The 16141-nt window shown below is 73.7% G+C and carries 14 protein-coding genes and 1 pseudogene; 5 read left to right on the top strand and 10 right to left on the bottom strand.

The window, feature by feature from the left end:
* Nucleotides 1-92: 92 nt before the first annotated feature.
* Together HS99_RS47545 and HS99_RS47350 are read right to left on the bottom strand one after the other, a co-directional pair.
* Nucleotides 93-371 carry an SDR family oxidoreductase gene (locus HS99_RS47545; protein ID WP_030552515.1) on the bottom strand — a complete coding sequence of 93 codons (279 nt, stop codon included), beginning with the start codon at nt 369-371 and terminating at the stop codon, nt 93-95.
* Nucleotides 349-486 (bottom strand): annotated as a pseudogene (locus tag HS99_RS47350) (hypothetical protein); the annotation flags it as partial. The gene HS99_RS47545 and the pseudogene HS99_RS47350, both read right to left, overlap by 23 nt.
* Nucleotides 487-706: 220 nt before the next feature.
* Between HS99_RS47350 and HS99_RS35750 the strand changes: the two are divergent.
* Complete coding sequence (locus HS99_RS35750) at nt 707-1369, top strand: NADPH-dependent F420 reductase (RefSeq protein ID WP_030279946.1); 663 nt, start codon at nt 707-709, stop codon at nt 1367-1369.
* Nucleotides 1370-1407: 38 nt separating this feature from the next.
* Here HS99_RS35750 and HS99_RS35745 read toward each other — a convergent pair whose 3' ends face one another.
* The 5 genes from HS99_RS35745 to HS99_RS35725 form a co-directional block, all read right to left on the bottom strand.
* Nucleotides 1408-2490: a LacI family DNA-binding transcriptional regulator gene (locus tag HS99_RS35745; RefSeq protein ID WP_046386890.1), complete on the bottom strand. Its 1083-nt coding sequence runs from the start codon at nt 2488-2490 to the stop codon at nt 1408-1410.
* An 87-nt stretch (nt 2491-2577) separates the two neighbouring features.
* Complete coding sequence (locus HS99_RS35740; RefSeq protein WP_046386889.1) at nt 2578-4320, bottom strand: glycoside hydrolase family 36 protein; 1743 nt, start codon at nt 4318-4320, stop codon at nt 2578-2580.
* 5 nt (nt 4321-4325) lie between these two features.
* Nucleotides 4326-5153, bottom strand: coding sequence for a carbohydrate ABC transporter permease (locus tag HS99_RS35735; RefSeq protein WP_030279952.1), 828 nt, complete (start codon nt 5151-5153; stop codon nt 4326-4328).
* A complete protein-coding gene (locus HS99_RS35730) occupies nt 5150-6091 on the bottom strand; it encodes a carbohydrate ABC transporter permease (RefSeq protein WP_030279954.1) in 942 nt (313 codons plus the stop codon). Before HS99_RS35730 ends, HS99_RS35735 begins: the two co-directional genes overlap by 4 nt.
* Nucleotides 6088-7431, bottom strand: coding sequence for an extracellular solute-binding protein (locus HS99_RS35725; protein WP_030552520.1), 1344 nt, complete (start codon nt 7429-7431; stop codon nt 6088-6090). Before HS99_RS35725 ends, HS99_RS35730 begins: the two co-directional genes overlap by 4 nt.
* 499 nt (nt 7432-7930) lie before the next feature.
* On the opposite strand from HS99_RS35725, the gene HS99_RS35720 reads away from it, so the two are divergent.
* Nucleotides 7931-9427, top strand: coding sequence for a S53 family peptidase (locus HS99_RS35720; protein WP_141763882.1), 1497 nt, complete (start codon nt 7931-7933; stop codon nt 9425-9427).
* Nucleotides 9428-9644: 217 nt separating this feature from the next.
* Nucleotides 9645-11141 (top strand): extracellular catalytic domain type 1 short-chain-length polyhydroxyalkanoate depolymerase, encoded by a 1497-nt coding sequence (locus HS99_RS35715; RefSeq protein ID WP_078939106.1) that lies wholly within the window; start codon nt 9645-9647, stop codon nt 11139-11141.
* 226 nt (nt 11142-11367) lie between these two features.
* Here HS99_RS35715 and lysA read toward each other — a convergent pair whose 3' ends face one another.
* Nucleotides 11368-12765: a diaminopimelate decarboxylase gene (gene lysA, locus HS99_RS35710; RefSeq protein WP_078958617.1), complete on the bottom strand. Its 1398-nt coding sequence runs from the start codon at nt 12763-12765 to the stop codon at nt 11368-11370.
* Nucleotides 12766-12795: 30 nt separating this feature from the next.
* Complete coding sequence (locus HS99_RS45495) at nt 12796-12963, bottom strand: hypothetical protein (RefSeq protein ID WP_157846527.1); 168 nt, start codon at nt 12961-12963, stop codon at nt 12796-12798.
* A 429-nt stretch (nt 12964-13392) separates the two neighbouring features.
* On the opposite strand from HS99_RS45495, the gene HS99_RS35705 reads away from it, so the two are divergent.
* On the top strand, nt 13393-13938 hold the full coding sequence (locus HS99_RS35705) for a universal stress protein (RefSeq protein WP_157846528.1): 546 nt from the start codon (nt 13393-13395) through the stop codon (nt 13936-13938).
* A 9-nt stretch (nt 13939-13947) separates the two neighbouring features.
* Here the strand turns inward: HS99_RS35705 and HS99_RS35700 are convergent, their stop codons facing one another.
* A complete protein-coding gene (locus tag HS99_RS35700; protein WP_030552528.1) occupies nt 13948-15132 on the bottom strand; it encodes an alpha/beta hydrolase in 1185 nt (394 codons plus the stop codon).
* A gap of 534 nt (nt 15133-15666) precedes the next feature.
* Between HS99_RS35700 and HS99_RS35695 the strand changes: the two genes are divergently transcribed.
* Nucleotides 15667-16125 carry a hypothetical protein gene (locus HS99_RS35695; RefSeq protein WP_050366913.1) on the top strand — a complete coding sequence of 153 codons (459 nt, stop codon included), beginning with the start codon at nt 15667-15669 and terminating at the stop codon, nt 16123-16125.
* Nucleotides 16126-16141: the final 16 nt, after the last annotated feature.

Below are 16141 nucleotides of genomic sequence, written 5' to 3'. Positions count from 1 at the left end.
GTCGGGCGCCCCCGTGCCTGGCCCCGGCAGGACCAGGCACGGGCACGGGCACGGGTACCGGTACGGACCCGGGTACCGGTACGACCGCGGCCTCAGCCGGTGAGCGACGGGAAGGCGGGGACAAGGCCGCCGTCGATCACGAGGTCCTGCCCGGTGATGTACGAGGACCGCTCGGAGAGCAGGAACGCCACGGTCTCCGCGACGTCCTCGGCCCGCCCGAGCCGGCCGAGCGGGACCTGGGCGCGGATCGGCTCGTGGTCGGCCGGGTCGGGGACGGCGGCGTGGAACGTCGGCGAGGCGGGCGAGGTCGGCGGGCATCGTGACGTCGGCGCGGACGGTGAGCAGGCGCTCCTCGGGTCGCTCGGCGGCATCGCGGCCCCCGGCGGCGAGTTCCTCGGCGGCACGGGCCAGGCGGGCGTCGTCGCGGCCGGTGATCACGACCCGGGCGCCGGAGGCGAGGAGGAGGCGGGCGGTGGCGAGGCCCATGCCGCTGGTGCCGCCGGTGACGAGGACAGTGGCGTGGGAGGTGGGATGGGTGGCGTTCATGGCCCCACCCTCACGGCGGGCGCCGGCACGGTACCAGGCCCCGCCCGACCCCGGGTGCGCCGGAACCACCCTCGGGAACGGATCGGGAACAGATCCGTTCACCGCCGGGTTGGGGCATGGCGACGAGCTTGCAGCACACCCGAACAGCGAGGGCTTTCCCATGAAGATCGGCATCATCGGTGCGGGCAACATCGGCGGCAACCTGACGCGGCGTCTGACCGCGCTCGGGCACGACGTCTCGGTGGCGAACTCGCGCGGTCCGGAGTCGCTGAAGGCGCTCGTGGAGGAGACGGGCGCTAAGGCGGTGACGGCCACCGAGGCGGCGAAGGGCGCGCAGGTCGTGGTGGTGACGGTGCCGCTGAAGAACGTGCCGGACCTGCCCGCCGGGCTGCTCGACGGCGCCGCCGAGGACGTGGCGGTGATCGACACCGGCAACTACTACCCCAAGGAGCGGGACGGCCGGATCGACGCGATCGAGGACGGCGGGCTGACGGAGAGCCGCTGGACGGAGCAGCACCTCGGCCACCGGGTGGTCAAGGTGTTCAACGGCACCTACGCGCAGGACCTGCTGGAGCGGCCCCGCCCGGCGGGTGACCCGGAGCGGCTGGCCGTACCGGTCGCCTCGGACGACGAGGCCGCGAAGCAGGTCGTGCGGGCACTGGTCGACGAGTTGGGCTTCGACACCGTGGACGCGGGCGGCATCGACGATTCCTGGCGCCAGCAGCCGGCCACCCCGGTGTACGGGCTGCGCGCCGGGGTCGAGGCCGTGAAGCGGGCGCTCGCGGAGGCGTCCCCGGAGCGCCCGGCGGCCCACCGGGCCTGAGCCCCCGTCCGGCGGATCCGCCCGGACAGGGACAACGGTCAGCGGAGTCGGCGCGCCCCCTCGGCCGGTACGGCGGTGAGGGCGCGCGGCTCGGCGGGACCGGCCGTACTCCCCCGCACCACCAGCTCGGCGGCCAGTTCCACCCCCGCCGGGGGCGGCCCGGCTCCGCGCACCTGGTCGAGCAGCCGCTCGACCAGCGCGGCGGCGATCGCCCCCAGCGGCAGCCGCACCGAGGTCAGCGCCGGGTGCAGATGGCGGCAGAGCGGAGTGTCGTGGAAGCCGGTGACCGCGATCCCGCGCGGCCCGACCGCCAGTCCCTCCGCCCGCACCGCCTCGTACACGTCCAGCGCCAGTAGGTCGCTGCCCGCCGCGACGGCCGTCGGCGGCTCCGGCCCGCGCAGCAACTCCCGTACGCCCGCCGCCTCCGGACCGGGGGCGGTGACGGCGGCCAGCCCCAGCCGGCGCGACTCGGCCAGGAAGCCCGCCCGGCGCGCCGCCATCCACGGCAGGTCCTCGGAGCCGCCGAGGTACCCGATCCGCCGGTGGCCGAGCGCCGCGAGGTGGCGCACCACGGCGGCCGTCGCCGCGTCGTTGGCGATGTCCACCCAGTGCTGCGGCTGCGCGGGCCCGGTCCGCCCGAAGGTGACGAACGGTACGCCGAGCCGGGCGACGTGCTCGACCCGGGCGTCCTCGGCGAGCACGTCCGCCAGCACCAGTCCGTCCACCTGGCGGGCCGCCACCAGTTCGTCGATGGCGGCCGTCGGGTCCGCCGCGCCCCGGGCCCGGCGGAACAGCAGCACCCGCCAGCCCTGCTCCCCGGCGGCGTCGACCAGGGCCTCCAGGAACCCGGCCATCAGCGGGTTGGGGTCGTGGGGGTCGTCCGCCGGGGCGAGGTAGCCGATGGTGCGGCGGGCGCCGCTGCGCAGCGAGCGGGCCGACTGGTCGGGCTGGTAGCCGAGTTCACGGATCATCGCGGTCACCCGCTCCAGCGTCTCCGGGCGGACCCGGTGCGGGGCGTTGAGCGCGTTGGACACGGTCTGCCTGGAGACCCCGGCCGCTCTCGCGACATCCTCGATGGTGGTGGCGCCGCGGCGCGGCCGGTGTGCTCCCTCGGGCGGCATGCGGTCCTCCAGGCGGTGCGGCTCGGTCGGGCGTGCTGCTCGGTCAGGCGTGTGATCCGGGCGGAGGGCTCGGTCGGAGCAGCACGGTCAGGCGCGACGCAGCGTCAGCAGACCGCCGCGCGGCACGGGGATCGGGGCGGCGAGGCCGAGTTCGACCTCGCCCTCGCGGACGATACGCCCCCTGGCGTCCCGCACGGTCGCCACGGCCGTCCCGCTGCCGCCGGTCAGCCGCACGTCCGGGTCGGCGTCGGCGTTGGCCACCAGCAGGGTCCGCCAGCCGTCGCCGGAGGCGTCCACCGGCAGGGCGGCGTACCGGGCGACCGCGACGGTGTCCCCGCCCAGTGCCGTCACCAGCGGGTATCCGAGGTCCGGGCGGGACGGTCGCAGCTCGCCGAGCTGCAGGGTGTCCAGGTGGGTGCGGAAGACGCCGAGCCAGAAGGCGATCGCCTCGCGCTGGGCCGGGCTCTGCGCGGCGAGGTCGACGGAGACCTGCGGCACCGAGAACAGCACGTTGATCAGGTGGCAGGCGATCTGCTCGGGCGGCTCGGCCGGGTGCCACATCAGCATGTCGGAGTGGACCGGGACGGGCCCGGCGGCGAGCCGCAGGTCGACCGTCCGCTGCCGGTTCTCCTGGGGGCCGAGCGGGCAGTCGGTGGCGCGGATCATGGTGACGTACGGCCACAGCGCCGGGCTCACGTACGGCTGGCGGTACTCGACCATCGCCTGCGGGTCCGCCGCGGTGATCCGGTGGCGGATGGCGGCGAGCAGTCGCTGCACGCCCTCGTCCACGCTCGCGCAGTCCGCCTCGGGACCGGCGGCGGGGGCCGGCCCGCGGGAGAACCAGTCGACGAAGTCGACCTTGAGCCCGTCCGTGCCCCACTCCTCGACGGCCCGGGCGAGCCGGTCGGTGAGGAAGTCGCGGACCTCCGGGTAGCGCGGGTCGGCCACGACCGCGCCCAGGTGGGCGGCGTCGGCGAGGGCGTGGCGGCCGAGCTTCCCGAAAGCGGCGCTGTCCTTGCCGATGAACGGCAGGGCGTACCAGAGCAGGTAGCGCACGCCGAGCCCGTTCACCCGGGCGACGTGGGCGGCGGTGTCGGGCAGTGACACCGGCTCCCAGTCGCCGCAGTGGGCGTAGCCGCGGGTGCGGTCGGCGGTCATCCAGCCGTCGTCCACGATGATCACGTCCAGGCCGAGCGCCTTGCCGAGCGCCGCCTGGGCCTCGACGCGCTCCGGCGTGACGTCCTGGTGCATCGAGTACCAGGTCGAGTAGGCGGGCCGGCGGGCGGCGTCGGGGATGTCCACGGTTCGGCCCTCCCCCCACCAGGCGGCGAGGTCGGCCAGGCAGCGGGCGAAGTGCCGCCCCGAGGTGTCGATCCGTACGGTGAGTTCGCCGTCGGCCTGGGCCCAGAACCGGAACTCGCCGGTCTCCTCGACCACTCCCGCCCCCGCCAGCACGTCGGGGCGCCCGGCGGCGAAGGCGCACAGCGCGACGTCCCCGGTGCCGACCAGCGCGGCGATCGGTGCGCCCGCGGCGAGGCCGGTGCGGCGCGGCGCGCTCCAGGCGGCGGGCAGCCAGCCGGTGCCGCGCGGCTCCGGGGTCCAGAAGGCGGTGGCGTCCACGCAGGGCACCCGCCACTCGATCCGTACCGGCCCGGCGTCGCGCGCGGTCACCTCGACCACCCCGTCCGCGACCGGCCGGGCGGTGGCCGCTCCGCTCGCTGCGAGGCTCGCCCCGAGGCTCGCCCCGAGGTCCGGGCCCTCGGCGTGCAACGGGCGCAGGCCGCCGGCGGCGGCGGGGGCGTGCGGCTCCCAGATGTCGGTCCCGGTCATGCTGCTCAGCCTTTCGTGGCGCCGGCCAGCAGGCCGGAGATGAACTGCCGCTGGAGGACCAGGAAGAGGACCATCATCGGCAGGGTGGACAGGGCGGTGCCGGAGAGGATCGCGCCGTAGTCGGTGGTGGCCTTGTTGCCGTACAGCGTCGCGAGGGCGACCGGCAGGGTGTGCATGTCCGGACTGCGCAGTGCGATCAGCGGCCAGACGAACTGGTTCCAGGAGCCCAGGAAGAGGAAGATCGAGAGCGCGGCGAGCACCGGTCGCATGACCGGGACGACGACGTTCCACAGCACCCGGAACTCGCCCGCGCCGTCGACCCTCGCGGCGTCCAGGAGTTCGTCCGGCAGGCCGGCCAGCGACTGGCGCATCAGGAAGACGGCGAAGGGCACGCACAGTCCGGGCAGGATGATCGCCTGGTAGGAGTCGAGCAGGCCGAAGCTCGTCATCATCTTGAACAGCGGTACCAGCATGACCTGTTCGGGCACCACGAGGGTGGAGAGCAGCAGCGCGAACAGCAGGGTGCGGCCGCGGAAGCGGAACTTGGCGAAGGCGTAGCCGGCCAGCAGGGCGACGACCAGCGCGCCGACGGTCTGGATCCCGGCCACCAGCAGGGAGTTGGCGATCGCCCGGAGCAGGCCGATCCTCTCGTCGAGGCGGTGCAGGTTGGCGCCGAGGCCCCCGCCGGGCAGCAGGTGCGGCGGCCAGTCGAAGATCTCGGTGTCCTTGCGGGTGGTGGAGATCAGCAGCCAGTAGAAGGGGGCGACGGAGAGGCCGGTGAGGCCGGCGAGGAGGAAGGTCAGCGGCCAGCCGCGGAGCTTCACGCGGTTCATCGGTCCTTCTCCCCCATCAGGCGCATCTGGACCGCGCCGAGCACCGACACCAGCAGCGTGAGCGCGTAGGCGATGGCGGAGGCGTAGCCGAAGTCGAAGTACCGGAAGCCGTTCTGGTACAGGTACATGGAGACGGTCAGGCTCGCGTTGTCCGGGCCGCCGCCGGTCAGCACGTACGGCTCGTCGAAGAGTTGGAGCGTGCCGATGGTGGACAGCACGACGGTGAACAGCAGGACGGGGCGCAGCGCGGGAACGGTGATCGCGGTGAAGCGGCGGACCGGTCCGGCGCCGTCGACCATCGCGGCCTCGTACAGGTCCTTCGGGATGCCCTGGAGGCCGGCCAGGTAGATGACGGCGTTGTAGCCGGTGTAGTGCCAGGTGAGCACCAGGACGACGGCCATCCGCGCCCAGAACGGCTGGCCGAGCCAGTCGACGGCGGGCAGGCCGACGGTCTCCAGCAGCCGGTTCACCGCGCCGTCGTCCGTCCTGAGCAGGAAGGCGAACATCACGCCGGTGGCGACCAGGCCGGTGACGGCGGGCATGAAGACACCCAGCCGCCAGACCGCCCGCCAGCGCACCAGGACGGAGTTGATGCCGACGGCCGTCAGCAGGGCGAGCGCCAGCATCAGCGGGACCTGGACGACGAGGATCTCGGCGGTGTTGCGCAGGGCCGTCCAGAACAGCGGATCGTCCAGCAGGCGGCGGTAGTTGGCGAGTCCGGCGGCGCGGGTGGCGCTGCCGGCGCCGGTGGTGAAGGAGAGCAGCAGGGAGTCGACGATCGGGTAGGCCTTGAACACGCCGAAGGTGACCAGGGCCGGGGCGAGCAGCAGGTACGGCAGCGCGGCACGGCGGCGGCGGGCGCTCCGGCTCGTCCGTAAGGTCATCCTGGCGGGTTTCGCGGTCGGCGTCACGGCCGGGGCGGTGGCGGTGGTCGTCATGCGATCGTGCGTCCGGTCTGCTGGGCGAGCCGCCCGGCGGCGTCCTGGAGGACGGCGGCCGGGTCGCCGGACTCGAGGAAGACCTTGGTCTGGGCGTCGCCGACGACCTTGAGGGCGCGGGCGTAGTCGCCGGAGTAGTTGGTCGGGTCTCCGCCGTCGACGGCGAGGTCCGCGAAGGTCTTCAGGACGGGCTGGCCGCCGAAGTACGGGCGGGGCGCGGAGTACAACGGGTCGGAGTAGGCCGCGGTGAGCGCGGGGAAGACACCGCCGGCGGCGAACATGGCGTTGACGGAGGCCGGGCGGGTGAGCGCGTACTCGACGAACTTCCAGGCGGCGCGGCGGCGCGGGCTGGAGGCCGAGACGGCCAGGTGGGTGGAGTTCACCAGGGCGGTGCGCTTGCCGCCGGGGGTGACGGCCGGGGGCTTGGCGAGGCGCCAGTTGCCGCTCTGGCCGGGGAACTTGGCCTCCAGGTAGTGCGCGGCCCAGGCGGGCATCGGGGCGACGGCGAGCTTGCCCGCCTTCATCAGGGTGGCCCAGCCCTGGTCGCCGGGGGCGTCGGCGACCAGCCCGGCCGCGTCCAGGCGCCGGACGATGGCCAGGGCGCGGACGTCCGGCTCGGAACCGAGGGTGATCCTCCCCTGGAGGTCGAAGTAGAAGGCACCCTGGAGCTGCATGAGGGACTGCAGGAAGTCGAGGTCGGGGTCGGGGTTGGCGGCCTTGTTGATGCCGATGAGGGAGATGCCGGGGTTGGCGGCCTTGAAGCGGTCGGCGACGGCGATCAGGTCGTCCCAGGTGGCGAGGGTGGTCGGGTCGATGCCCGCCTTGTCGAAGCAGTCCTGGCGGTAGAAGAAGCCGAGCGGGTTGACTTCCCAGGGCAGGGCGTGGACATGGCCGTCCTTGCCGGTGACGACCGGCCACAGGCCCTTGGCGAACGCGTCCTGGTGGGCCGTCGCGCCGAACTGCGAGAGGTCGGCGAGGCCGCCGGGGAACTTGTCCACGTAGCCGGGCAGGTAGTCGCAGCCGATGTGCAGCACGTCGCCGAGCCCCTGGCCGCCGGCCGCGAGACCGACGGTGATCTTGTCCCAGATGGCCGGGTTGCCGATGTCCTGGACGTCGACCTTGATGCCGGGGTTGTCCTTCTCGAACGCCGGGACCACTCCGCGCAGCGCGGCGGCGGCGGTGGCCCAGGACCAGACGGTGACCGTCCCGGTCTCCGCGTCCCCGCCCGAACCCCCGCCTGGATCGGCGCCGCCACAGGCCGCGAGGCCACCACCGGCGGCCAGCGCGAGCAGTCCGGCTCCGGAGGCACGGAGCAGGTCGCGACGGGAAAGGTGTGACATTGCATTCCTCCTGATGGGATGGCGCCGGACGAAGACGGGGCGGGGGGGCAGTGCGCTCGAAGGCCGTCGGCTTGAACGTTCAAACCCACAAAATAGACCACAACCCAACAGGTTCACACGAGCGGCAGCCAGCAAACGCCCACCCTCCCCACCCCGTCAACCCCTCCGCCCCGGAAGCCCCGTCTCCGCAACCGTTCCGTTATGAGTCGCTCGGTCGAGCGCGGCGGACTCGGAGGTTTGACGGTCCGTAAACGAAGGGGGCAGGCGGCCGTTCGCTCGGACGGGTTCGAGGTACCGGCGTGCTGCGAGGCGCGGGTTAGAGATCGTTCTGAACTTCTGACGAGCCATTGAGGCCGGGCCGGCCCCGCGCCTACACTCGCCCGGCCGTGACCTTGTGTCCCGGAGCCCCCTCGCGTACCCGGTGTCGCACGATCCGGCCCGGGTACCGGCCTTTGTCCCCCAACCCACCCTCGTGGAGGACCACTTGAAGGCTCCAAGCATGCGTCGAACACTCCTGGCAGGGGTGAGCGGCCTGGCCCTCGCGGCCTCCGGCGCGCTCGCCGTGCCGACGGTTACCAGTGCCGCCGCCGTCGGCTACCCGGTGGTGCACCCCGCGGTGGCCGACTACAGCCAGGTCTCGACCGGCACCACTCCCCCCACCCCGGCGCAGTGCGCGTCGGCGGGCCGCCGTTGCTTCAGTCCGCAGGGCATCCGGGCCGCCTACAACCTGGGCCCGCTGTACGCCAACGGTTTCGACGGCCGGGGCCAGACGATCGCGATCTTCGACTCGTACGGCAGCGACACCATGGCGCACGACCTGCACGTGTTCGACCAGGCCTTCGGTGTCAACGCGATGTGCGGCGAGGAGGGCGTGGCCTGCCAGCCCGGCATGCCGACCTTCAGCGAGCTGCACGTCCAGGGCGACCCGGGCACCACCGCGCCGCCGTCCACCAGCCGGGGCACCGGCCAGGAGAGCAAGGCCGCCTGGGCGCTGGAGGTCGCGCTCGACGTCGAGACGGCGCACGCCATGGCCCCCGGCGCCAACATCCTGCTGGTCAGCACCCCCACCGCCGAGACGCTCGGCGTCCAGGGCCTGCCCGCTCTGATGAACGCCGAGCAGTACGTGGTCGACCACCACCTGGCGAACGTCATCTCCCAGTCCTTCGCCTCCGCCGAGGGCGCGTTAGCCAGCAGCCAGTCGATCGAGCCGCTGCGGCACGCCTTCAAGTCGGCGGCGCTGAACGGGGTCACGGTGCTCGGCTCGTCCGGCGACAACGGCACGGCCGGCTCGGTGAAGACCCCGGTGAAGTCGGGCGGCTCGACCCTCCCCTACCCGTCCGTCGAGTGGCCGGCCTCCGACCCGCTGGTGACCGGCGTCGGCGGCACCTTCCTGTGCACCGACCCCGGCGCGACCGCCGGCCGGACCGTGGACAGCACCGACAACCCGGCCGCCTGCCGGACCAACGTCGGTGCAGCCGAGGTCGGTTGGAGCGGATCGGGCGGCGGGTTCAGCCAGGTCTTCGACAAGCCCGGCTACCAGTCGGCGCTGCCCGCCGGCTCCACCGCGATCGGCGCCAGGCGCGGCGTTCCGGACGTGGCCCTCCAGGCCTCGCCCGGCACCGGCGCACTGGTCTACCTGTCGCTGCCGCCGGACGGCTCCTCCGGCCTCAAGTGCGGTGCCACGCCGTGCAGCACGGGCTGGTACGACATCGGCGGCACCTCGCTGTCCTGCCCGCAGTGGGCCGGCCTGGTGTCGATCGCGGACCAGATCAACGGCGGCGGCCTCGGCCAGATCAACCCGGCCCTGTACAAGCTGGCCACCGACCCGGCCGCGTACGCGGCCGACTTCGACGACGTGACCCTCGGCAACAACACCACCGACCCCACGGTGCCCGGCTACTCGGCCACCACCGGATGGGACCCGATCACCGGCCTCGGCACGCCCAACGCGGCGAAGCTGCTGCCCGACCTGGTCAGCGCGGCCCACGCGGGGTGAGCCCGACACCCTCGAGGACGTCGCACTGAGGACGTCGCCCCGCCGAGCCGCTGCTCGGCGGGGCGACGTCGTTGGCAGGGGAGTCGGCCGCGACCGGTGGCGGTGCGGCACATGCCGCAGAGGCGAAGCGTGGGGATCCGGTCCATGTCCCCGGCCCGACCGGGCACTTCATGCTTCACCTCACGGTCTCCGCCCCCACCCACCCTGGAGCCCCGCCATGGACCGACCCGCACGCAGGCGCAGCCTGGTGGCCCGCGCCGTGCTCGCCCTCACCCTCGCCCTCGCTTCCGCCATCGGCATTCCCGCCGCGCTCGGCGCCGCCCCGGCCGCAGCCGCCACCGCCACCGCCACCGCCACCGGCGGGACGTACCAGCAGGTGAGCGACTTCGGCTCTAACCCCGGCAACCTCGCGATGTACACCTACGTCCCGGCCGGCCTGCCGACCGGAGCACCCCTGGTGGTCGCCCTGCACGGTTGCGGCCAGAGCGCGAACGACTACTACACCGGCTCCGGCTGGCCGAAGTACGCGGACGCGTACCGCTTCGCCGTGGTCTTCCCGCAGACCGACCCCGGCAACAACCCGCTGTCCTGTTTCAGCTGGTTCGACTCGTCCAAGGACACCCGCGGCAACGGCGAGGCCGCGTCCGTCGTGCAGATGGTGAGCAGGGCCGAGTCGCTCTACGGCTCGGACTCGCGCCGGGTGTTCGTCACCGGCCTGTCCGCGGGCGGCGGCCTGACCGCCGACCTGCTGGCCGACTACCCCGACGTGTTCGCCGGCGGCGCCGTCGACTCGGGCCTCCCGGCCCAGTGCGCCGGTACCCAGGCCGCCGCGTCCGGCTGTCAGAACGGCAGCCAGAACCTCACCCCGGGCCAGTGGGGCGACAAGGTCCGCAGTTCCGATCCGGGGTACACCGGCCCGTGGCCGCGGGTGGCGATCTGGCAGGGCACCGCCGACTACACCGTCCGGCCGGTCAACGGCACCGAGCTGCGCGACCAGTGGACCGACGTATGGGGCATCGGCCGGACCCCGTCCACCACCCGGAGCCTTCCCGGCGGCACCACCCTGACCACCTACGACGACGGCAACGGCAACCCGGCCGTCGAGCTGTACTCCGTGTCCGGCATGGGCCACGGCCTGGCCGTCGCCCCGGGCTCCGGCCCCGACCAGTGCGGCACGGCGGGCGCGTACTTCCTGAACACGATCTGCTCCAGCTACTACACCGCCCAGTTCTGGGGCCTCGCCACCCCGGTGAGCGGAAGCGGGCTCCCGGCCCCGAGCGGGCTCACCGTCACCGGTACCACGGCCGATTCGGTCTCGCTCTCCTGGAACCCCGTCGGCGGCGCGGCCTCCTACGAGGTCTACCGGGGCGGCACGAGGGCCGGCACCGGGGCCGTCACCGGCACCACCTACACCGACACCGGCCTGACCGCCGGCACCCCGTACGACTACACCGTCGCGGCCGTCGACTCCTCCGGCACCGTCGGCGCCCGCTCCGCCGCTGTCCGGGCCACCACCAGCGGCCGGGCACCGGCCTGCTACACCACCGACAACTACCACCAGACCCTGGCCGGGCGGGCCCACCAGAGCGGCGGCTACACGTACGCCAACGGCTCCGGCCAGAACATGGGCCTGTGGAACCTCCTCGTCACCCACACCCTGGAGGAGACCTCCCCCGGCTACTACGTGATCGCCGACTCGGGCTGCCCGGCGTGAGCGCCCTCACCCGTTGACCGGACCGCGCGAGAAGTCGGACCGGCCGACTTCTCGCGCAGCGGCGTCGGGGGTGCGGTCAGGCGGGAGTCCGGCCCCTGCTCGGTGGCGGGAGGGCCCGCGCGGGGGAAGGTCCGGAGCTGGTGCCGGTTCGGGGTCGGACCCGCCACGGGCCTTGTCCTCACCGGGCGGTTGACGGAGATCGGGAGTGAGGGCGCAGGCCGTTGTTTCAGCGGCCGACTTCGCGCAGGCGGAAGTCCTCCACCGTCTCCCTCCGGATCAGCAGGCGGGCGCGGCCGTCGCGTACCGCCGCCACGGCGGGGCGGCCGACCAGGTTGTAGCCGGAGGCCATCGACAGCTGGTACGCGCCTGCGGCCGGGACCGCCAGCAGGTCGCCCGGGCGCAGATCGGCGGGCAGGGCCGCGTCCCTCACCAGCACGTCCCCGGCCTCGCAGTGGCGGCCGACCACGTCGGCCCGCATCGCGTCCGCGTCCGAGCGCCGGCCCACCAGCCGCACGCTGTACTGCGATCCGTACAGGGCCGGGCGCGGGTTGTCGCCCATCCCGCCGTCCACCGCCGCGAAGCAGTGGCCGTCGGCGCCGTGCTTGACGGACAGCACCCGGTAGACCGCCACTCCCGCCGGTCCGGCGATCGCGCGGCCCGGCTCGACGATCAGGTGCGGCACCTCCAGCCCGGCCTCCGCGCAGCGCACGGCCAGCCGGTCGGTCAGCCGGACCGCGAACTCGGCGAGGTCGAACTCCGCATCGGACGGCAGGTACTTGATCCCGTGCCCGCCGCCGAGGTCCAGTTCGGGCAGCTCGACACCGTGCCGTTCGCGCACCTGGGCCAGCAGCCGCACCAGCGCGTCCAGCGCCCGCAGGTACGGCTCCACCTCGGTGATCTGCGAGCCCAAGTGGCAGTGCAGTCCGGCCAGTTCCAGCCCTGGCTGGTCCAGCACCCGGGCGATCGCGTCCGCCGCGTCGCCGCCCTCGATCGGGAAGCCGAACTTCTGCCCGCCGACCCCGGTCCGCACCGCCGCATGGTGCCCGGCGGCGATCCCGGGGACGACCCGGACCAGCACCTTCTGCGGGGTGTCGGCGGCCACCAGCGCGGCCAGCCGGGCGATCTCCGCCGGGCCGTCGATCACGATCCGCCCGACCCGCAGCCGGCGCGCCAGCCGCAGCTCCGCCGGGGACTTGGCGTTGCCGTGCAGCAGGATGCGCTGGGCCGGGAAGCCCGCCGAGACCGCGAGCCACAGTTCGCCGGAGGAGCAGACGTCCAGGCCGAGCCCCTCCTCCGCGACCCAGTCGGCCATCGCGCTGCACAGGAAGGCCTTGGCCGCGTACAGCACCTCGGCGTGCGGCAGAGCCTGCCGGTAGGCCCGCGCGCGGCTGCGCACCTCGCCCTCGTCCAGCACGTACAGCGGGGTGCCGAACCGCTCGGCCGCCTCGGCCAGCCCCACTCCGCCGACCAGCAGGTCGGCTCCCGGGCCTGGCCGCGCCGAGGCCGGCCAGGGGCCGCCGAGCACGTCGGCGGTCGCGGACGCAGGGCCGGGGGCTGGGGCGGGGGCAGGGGCGGAGGCACGGCCGGGGGCGAAGGCGGCGGAACGGGCGATGAGCTGGGTCATGGTGGCACTCCTCCGGGTCGGTCTTCCGCGTCAGTCTTCGAACTGCATCGCGATGCGGCATTGCGCCGGGCGGCTGCGGTCGTGGGCGGCGGCCGGCTCCGGGGTCCGCAGTCCGGGTTCCGGCTGCTCGGCCGGACGGTCGACGAGCCGGACCACCCGGCGTAGCGGAGGTTCGACGGCGAGGGCGGTGTCGTTCACGGCGGGATCCCTTCGGACGGTGGGCCGCTCGGCCCGGGCACCTACCAGTGGAAGCCCTCCGCTCACCGACCGCACCCTCCCTTGACGCAGGCCGTACGCCCCGGTGGCCGACCTTGACACCCTCCTGACGCACCCCCCGGAACGGGCGTTCGAGCCGGTCGCCCGCCGTGCCCGGGAGCTGTCGGGAACGGCCGCTTCGCCGCCGAGCCCGCGTCAACGGCCTTACGGCGCGGCGGTATCCGGTGGTGGGCTGTCCGCCGGCGGCGGCTGTCAGGGAGCCGTCAAGAAGCGTGTGACCGGCGTCATGGTGACGTCAGTACCGGTACGGACGGAATGGTTCCGCGGTTCACTGGAGGCATCCGAAGCAAGGAGCACCTAACCGCAGGACTCGACCGGAGTGAGCTACCGGAGAGACGGAGGCGAACGGTCATGACCGGGACCACCACCGCGACCACCACCGGGAACACGAGCGGCAACACGAGCGGGAGCGCGAGCGGAGCCGCAAGGGTGATCGTCGGTCTGAGCGGATCGCTGAGCAGCCTGGCCGCCCTCTACCACTCCGTCGGCGAGGCGGCCCGGCACGGGGCCGTACTGGTGCCCGTCGCCGCCTGGACGGTGGGCGACCGGGACGGGCTGCGCCCGCGGTCCGAGCTGGAGCACGCCGCCCGGCGGCGCCTGGACGTCGCCTTCGGGCAGGCCTACGGCGGTTACCCGTCCGGCCTGGTCATCCGCCCGCTGGTGGTGAACTCCGAGCCGGGGCCCGCCCTGGTCGCCGCCGTCACCGGCCCGGAAGACCTGCTGGTCCTCGGCGCCCCCACCCGGCGCCGCTTCGACCGGCTGCGTGGCACGTCGGTGGCCCGGTACTGCCGGCACCGGGCGGGCTGCCGGGTGGTCGAGGTCTCGCCGTCGGCGCTGCTGACCCGACTGGAGCTGCCCGCCCGTACGGGGGCACCGCTGCCGCTGCTGGCCCGCTGAGCCACCGGGCTACCCCGGAGCCGGCAGGCGGGCGCTGAGCCAGCTGAGCGAGGGCGGGATCAGCCGGTCCCAGGTGGTGAAGTTGTGGCCGCCGGTGCCCACCGTCGCCTGGGCCACCACCAGCGGCGGCCGGGCCGCCGCCGCGAAGGCGGTGGAGTCGGCGTACGTGCGGCCGTCCTGCTTGCTGTCGGCGAGCAGGACGGCGAGTGCGGGCACCGGCAGGTGGGTCAGGCGCCAGTTGAGGTCGGCCTCGCTCCGGCGCTGTTGGCTGCCGCCGAAGAGGTCGCCGGTGGTCACGTCCTCCGCGGCCTTGAAGTAGCCGGAGAGCGAGACCGCGGCCGGGAAGGTGCCGGGGTGCGCCATGCCGAGCTTGACGGCGCAGTAGCCGCCGGTGGAGTCGCCCATGACGCCGAGGCTGCCGGCGCCGCCGAGCACCCGGTAGCCGGCGCGCAGGTCGGCGGGCACGTCGGTGCTGAAGTACGTCTGCGCCTGAGGGCCGTACGGGACGTCCTCGCACTCGCTGTCCCGGGGCATGCTGGGCGAGGGCCGCATCAGGACCAGGACGGTCGGTTTCATCGTGCCCTTGTCCAGCAGGTCGAGTTCGGTGGCCGGGTAGCGCAGTTTGGTGACCAGGTTGGCGGCGTCCCCGGGGAAGCCGGTCATCACCAGCACGGCGGGGAAGTGTTCGGTCTCGTTGCCGGGCTGGAAGTACTGCGGGGGCAGGTAGACGTACCCGTCGGTGCTCAGGCCGGTGGTGCCGCCGGGCAGCCGGACCCTGTCGAGCCGGCCGATCCGGGCCGGGTCCCGGCTGACCGACCCGGCGCCGGTGATCTTGGCCGTACCGAGCACCTGCACCCCGGCCGGTCCGGTCGGTGCCGCCGGTCCGCTCGGTGCCGCCGGTCCGCCGCTCGGGGTGGTGGCCCTCGGGGTTCCGCCGGCGCCCTGGATGACACCGGCGCCGTGCTCGTGCCCGAGCAGGTCGGACCAGCTGCTGTAGAAGACGAAGTAGTCGTTGACGGCGAGCCCGAACACGACGAGCAGCGACAGCTGGGTGACGGCGAGGGTGCCGAGCCGCAGGAACATCGCCGGCCAGCTGCGGACGGCGAGCTTCGGCCAGACCCAGAGCGTGCCGAGCACCGTGAACACCGCCAGCAGCGCCGCCAGCGCCAGCAGCTTGTGACTGGTGAGTCCCATCGGTTCCCGCCTCCCCTACCACTGTGGACCACCGGCCGGGGAAGCGACGCACCTCACCCACCGTAGCCGTCGCCGTTCCTCCAGCGCCTGCCACCCCTGGTCGCGCAGGAACGGGGGGTCGGTGAAGCGGATGCCGGTGAGGTCGCGCAGCGCCGACCGACTTGGCGCCGAGCGGGTCGATCGCGTCCGAGCCGGTGCTGAAGTGCACCTCCGTGCGTTTCGGTACCGGCTCGGCGCCGGTTGGTCCTCCAGGAGCCGCCGGACGGTCGACCGCTCCGCGGGCGAACTTCGACAAGCGTGTCGAAGTTGACATGACCGGGTTATGCTGTCAACAGGTCCGAGGGTGGAATTCGGCCCCCGTTAACAGAACTCCCGCACTTGGTTGAGTTTTTGACGGCGCGTCAACCCGGTGCGTGAGCCTTCACCGTCCGGCCCGTCCGGGCGTGCCCCTGTCCGCCCGCCGCCGTTGTACGGAAGGTGAGTCGCCGCGCCCGCCCCAGCCCCCCGGTATCCCTGCCGAGGAAGAGGTTTCCCATGACGACGTCCCGGCTCCTCCCTCGCCCCGGCCGGGCAGCGGTGCTGCTCACCGCCCTCGGCCTGCTCGTCCTGGAGGAGGTCGCCCTCGGCCTGGCCGAGGAGGAGGACCGCCCGGTCATCGGCGGCGCCCTGATCGGCGTCTCCTGCTCCGGACTGCTGGTCGTCGGAGCGGTCCTGTTCAGCCGCTGGCTGGACGCCCGCCGCCCGCTCCCGCTGCCCCCGCCCGGTCCCCACGGGCGCGAGTACAGCGCCCGCGCACTGGAGGGCTTCCCGATGGAGGCCGTCCGCCCCCTGCTGCTCACCGAACACGCGCCGCAGCTGGGCCAGTTGTACTCGGCCTGGATGCTCGCCAGGGCCGGCCGCCCGGCCGCCTGGATCGCCCGCCGGCTCGGCCTCCCGCTCGAAGCCGTCCAACTGCTGGTCGACGCCGCCCGGCCGGATACCGGAACCTGCTAGGAACGACTCCGGCCCC

The sequence above is a fragment of the Kitasatospora aureofaciens genome (assembly GCF_001188955.3).
Taxonomy (GTDB): domain Bacteria; phylum Actinomycetota; class Actinomycetes; order Streptomycetales; family Streptomycetaceae; genus Kitasatospora; species Kitasatospora aureofaciens.
Note: the sequence above shows the minus strand (reverse complement) of the source record. Positions and strands in the feature narration are given on the sequence as shown.

Excerpts from the sequence above, each read along its gene's own strand:
- HS99_RS35735 (WP_030279952.1), bottom strand. The coding sequence starts at position 5,153 with ATGAACCGCGTGAAGCTCCGCGGCTGGCCGCTGACCTTCCTCCTCGCC.
- HS99_RS35715 (WP_078939106.1), top strand. The coding sequence starts at position 9,645 with ATGGACCGACCCGCACGCAGGCGCAGCCTGGTGGCCCGCGCCGTGCTC.
- HS99_RS35720 (WP_141763882.1), top strand. The coding sequence starts at position 7,931 with ATGCGTCGAACACTCCTGGCAGGGGTGAGCGGCCTGGCCCTCGCGGCC.
- HS99_RS35745 (WP_046386890.1), bottom strand. The coding sequence starts at position 2,490 with ATGCCGCCCGAGGGAGCACACCGGCCGCGCCGCGGCGCCACCACCATC.
- HS99_RS47545 (WP_030552515.1), bottom strand. The coding sequence starts at position 371 with ATGCCGCCGAGCGACCCGAGGAGCGCCTGCTCACCGTCCGCGCCGACG.
- HS99_RS35740 (WP_046386889.1), bottom strand. The coding sequence starts at position 4,320 with ATGACCGGGACCGACATCTGGGAGCCGCACGCCCCCGCCGCCGCCGGC.
- HS99_RS35700 (WP_030552528.1), bottom strand. The coding sequence starts at position 15,132 with ATGGGACTCACCAGTCACAAGCTGCTGGCGCTGGCGGCGCTGCTGGCG.
- HS99_RS35750 (WP_030279946.1), top strand. The coding sequence starts at position 707 with ATGAAGATCGGCATCATCGGTGCGGGCAACATCGGCGGCAACCTGACG.
- HS99_RS35725 (WP_030552520.1), bottom strand. The coding sequence starts at position 7,431 with ATGTCACACCTTTCCCGTCGCGACCTGCTCCGTGCCTCCGGAGCCGGA.
- HS99_RS35695 (WP_050366913.1), top strand. The coding sequence starts at position 15,667 with ATGACGACGTCCCGGCTCCTCCCTCGCCCCGGCCGGGCAGCGGTGCTG.
- lysA (WP_078958617.1), bottom strand. The coding sequence starts at position 12,765 with ATGACCCAGCTCATCGCCCGTTCCGCCGCCTTCGCCCCCGGCCGTGCC.
- HS99_RS35730 (WP_030279954.1), bottom strand. The coding sequence starts at position 6,091 with ATGACGACCACCGCCACCGCCCCGGCCGTGACGCCGACCGCGAAACCC.
- HS99_RS35705 (WP_157846528.1), top strand. The coding sequence starts at position 13,393 with ATGACCGGGACCACCACCGCGACCACCACCGGGAACACGAGCGGCAAC.